Source organism: Bacillus sp. JJ1474 (assembly GCF_036965225.1).
In the GTDB taxonomy this organism is placed as follows: Bacteria; Bacillota; Bacilli; order Bacillales; family Cytobacillaceae; genus Cytobacillus.
The window spans coordinates 1-3,779 of the sequence record NZ_JBALPC010000020.1; the positions used below are offsets into that span (position 1 = coordinate 1).

Sequence of the window (3,779 nt, forward strand, 5' to 3'; positions counted from 1 at the left end):
TTTTCCACTTCTGCGGGCAGCAGATGAAGTGACTGATGACTGATCATAATAATTCTCCCCTTCAGCGGGCACCAGATAAAGCGACTGATGACCTTGTTAGGCATTTTTTCACTCGAACCAAAACAAAAAAACCTATTCCTTCGATGTGGAATAGATTTTGCATTCATATGAAAGGAAAAGAGTCCCAATCGTGCCGTCGCTTAGATGCCTTCGTTTTGAACCCGCACAAAGCAGGTGGGTGTCCTGTTTCTGCATATGTAAGTCCTCATGCCATGAGGCATTTACGCCGCTATAGAAAACTCTGGACTCCCGAAGGATAGATGTTCGGTCAAAATGTCAGGTTACACAACGAACACATCAGGACTCTTTAAAGATTAATTGTATTTTATCATATTCATATTTCTCTTACAAGCGTACAAATATAGGTCCATGCTCATTTTTTTACGTTTAATGCCAAGTGAAGATCATCTAATTGGGCCACACTTACTTCTCCAGGAGCATTTGTTAACAGACAGCTTGCACTTGCTGTTTTCGGGAATGCAATCGTATCACGGAGATTGGATCTTCCTGCCAGCAGCATGACTAATCTGTCTAAGCCCAGGGCAATTCCCCCATGTGGAGGTGTGCCATATTCAAAGGCTTCCATTAAGAATCCGAATTGTTCATTTGCTTCCTCTTGTGTAAAGCCAAGGACATTAAACATTTTTTCCTGAACCGCTCTTTCAAAAATACGAAGAGATCCGCCACCAAGCTCATAACCGTTTAATACAAGGTCATAGGCTTGAGCTCTAACTTCGGATGGATTTGTTTCTAGAAGTTCCAAATCCTCTCTAAATGGCATTGTGAACGGATGATGTGCCGCAAAATAACGGCCTGCCTCTTCATCATATTCTAATAATGGCCAATCTGTAATCCAAAGGAAGTTAAACTTGCTTTGATCGATTAGACCAAGCTCTTTACCAAGCTTTAATCGAAGTGCTCCTAGTGCATCAGCCACAATGTTTTTCTTGTCTGCCACAAATAGTAATAAATCTCCCGTTTCAACAGATAGAGTGGCTGTCATTGCCTTTTGTTCTTCCTCTGTTATGAATTTAGCAATTGGTCCCTTTAATCCGTCCTCTTCTGCCTTTAACCAAGCAAGACCTTTTGCTCCAAAAACAGCTGCAAATTCTGTTAAAGCGTAAATATCTTTTCTTGAATATTGGCTGCCGCCATTTTTCACATTGATTGCCTTCACTTGACCACCGGATGATACGGCTCCTGCAAACACTTTGAAACTGGAATCCTTCACAACCTCCGATAAATCAGTTAATTCCATGCCAAATCGAGTATCAGGCTTATCGGATCCAAAACGGTCCATCGCCTCCTGGTAAGTCATGCGATGGAATGGAAGTTGGATATCTAACCCCTTTACCTCCTTCATGACCTTTTTCATCATGTTTTCCATTAGGCTAATTATTTCATCTTGACTCATAAAGCTCATTTCCATATCGACCTGCGTAAATTCAGGCTGACGGTCCGCACGTAAATCCTCATCACGGAAGCAGCGGGCAATTTGATAATATCTTTCAAATCCCCCAACCATTAGCAATTGCTTAAAAATTTGCGGCGACTGCGGCAAAGCATAGAATTCACCAGGGTGTACGCGGCTAGGAACTAAATAGTCACGCGCCCCTTCTGGTGTGCTTTTCGTTAAAATCGGTGTTTCAATATCAAGGAAGCCTTCTCCGTCCAGAAAATCCCTCATTGCTTTCGTAACTTGATGGCGCATTTTTAATGTTTCAAACATAGCCGGTCTTCTCAAATCAAGGTACCGATATTTTAATCGAATATCCTCGGAAACATCTGTTTTATCATCAACCATGAATGGAGGAGTTTTCGCTTCGTTTAAGATCGAAATCTTTTTAACTAGTACCTCAATACGTCCAGTTGCAAGATTTTCATTGATCGTGCCTTCTCCGCGGGCGATGACTTCTCCTTCGATATCAAGCACATATTCATTTCTTACCTTTTCCGCGATAGCAAGTGCCTCTTGTGATACCTCGGGATTAAAAACAATTTGGATAATGCCAGTCCGGTCGCGTAAATCGATAAAGATTAGTCCTCCTAAATCACGACGCTTTTGTACCCAACCTTTTAAAATAACCTTTTCACCAATGGCGGCTTCTGTCACTTCTCCGCAGTAGTACGTTCTCCCAAACATTCTTTATTCCTCCTATTGTCTAGCTCCGGCTCCTAACCTCTCGAGGTCATAAGTCAATCTGCCAATAAGGTTAAAATACAACCTTCTTGACAGCTTGCCTTATGCTTGTCGTGGTTGTACAGTCGCCTCCGCTTTTCCTATTGTCTAGCTAGCTCTGTGAATTTTTCCACAAATGTATTTAGTTCCATTTCCGACTGTTCACCAGTTTCCATTGATTTTAGGGTGATTTTATTAGCTTTAAGTTCGTCCTCCCCTAAAATCGCCACATATTTAGCATTGGCCCTGTCTGCTGCTTTAAACTGTGTTTTTATTTTTCTATTTAAATAATCTCTCTCTGCTGAGAAGCCAGCGAGGCGAAGCCTATGCAGTAATCCAACTGTATAGTCCTTTGCTTCTTCTCCTAGCGAAACTAAATAGCAATCAATCTTCTCATTAATTGGCAGTTTAATTTGTTCAGCCTCTAGGGCAGCGATAAAACGTTCAATACTCATCGCAAAACCGATTCCAGGTGCCTCAGGGCCGCCAATTTCTTCGGTGAGACCATTATACCTTCCGCCTCCACAAAGTGTGGTGATGGCCCCAAATCCTTCTGCATTGCTCATAATTTCAAATGCTGTATGGTTATAATAATCAAGTCCGCGAACTAGATTTGGATCCACTTCAGATGCAATATCAAGATCAGTTAAATACTGCTGTACTTTTTCAAAATATTTCTTGGAATCCTCATTTAAGTAATCGATAATCGATGGAGCAGCCTTCATTAGCTCATGGTCTCTGTCTTGTTTACAGTCAAGAATTCGCATTGGATTTTTACCCAATCTGCTCCTGCAGTCTGAACAAAACTCGTCTATTCTTGGCTTAAAGTGGTTTACTAATGCTTCACGGTGTGCATTTCGGCTTTCTTTATCACCGAGACTATTAATGACTAGCTTTATCTTTTCCAAGCCTAGTTCTTTATAAAGGCTCATGGCTAAAGCTATAACCTCTGCATCAATGGCAGGATCATTGCTTCCAATGGCCTCAACACCAAATTGAACAAATTGGCGGTATCGTCCTGCCTGCGGACGCTCGTAGCGGAACATTGGTCCCATATAATAAAGCTTTACAGGCTGAGTTGCGTCCCCATACATTTTATTTTCAACAAAAGAACGAACAACTGCAGCTGTCCCCTCTGGTCTTAGCGTTAAGCTGCGTTCTCCGCGGTCTTCAAATGTATACATTTCCTTCTGAACAATATCAGTCGTATCCCCAACACTTCGCAAAAATAACTCTGTGTGCTCGAATATCGGGGTTCTGATTTCGCGATATTGAAACTTCTCGCAAAGCTCTCTTGCTTTTTCCTCTATTAACTGCCATTTTTCAATTTCGCCTGGGAGAATATCTTGAGTTCCCCGTGGTATTTGGATTGATGTCATATCTGAATCCTCCTTATTCCAAAAATAAGTAGTATTTTATAAAAAATAAAAAAGCCCCCGCCTCCTTGTATACAATACAAGGGACGAGAGCTTGTAATTTCCCGTGGTGCCACCCTAATTGAAGACGTCCTAAAAAGAACGTGCTTCCTCTTTTACAGTTA

General features: G+C 41.6%; 2 protein-coding genes and 1 other RNA gene. All 3 read right to left on the minus strand.

Annotated features, from left to right (window positions below; translation table 11 throughout):
* Positions 1-177: 177 nt before the first annotated feature.
* Positions 178-367, minus strand: a non-coding RNA gene (ssrS, locus tag V7164_RS03120) — 6S RNA.
* A gap of 66 nt (positions 368-433) precedes the next feature.
* On the minus strand, positions 434-2,203 hold the full coding sequence (aspS, locus tag V7164_RS03125) for an aspartate--tRNA ligase (RefSeq protein WP_335353381.1): 1,770 nt from the start codon (positions 2,201-2,203) through the stop codon (positions 434-436).
* Positions 2,204-2,340: 137 nt separating this feature from the next.
* Positions 2,341-3,618 (minus strand): histidine--tRNA ligase, encoded by a 1,278-nt coding sequence (gene hisS / locus V7164_RS03130; protein WP_335345532.1) that lies wholly within the window; start codon positions 3,616-3,618, stop codon positions 2,341-2,343.
* Positions 3,619-3,779 lie beyond the last annotated feature (161 nt).

Coding starts and splice junctions, on each gene's coding strand:
- aspS (WP_335353381.1), bottom strand. CDS start 2,203: ATGTTTGGGAGAACGTACTACTGCGGAGAAGTGACAGAAGCCGCCATT.
- hisS (WP_335345532.1), bottom strand. CDS start 3,618: ATGACATCAATCCAAATACCACGGGGAACTCAAGATATTCTCCCAGGC.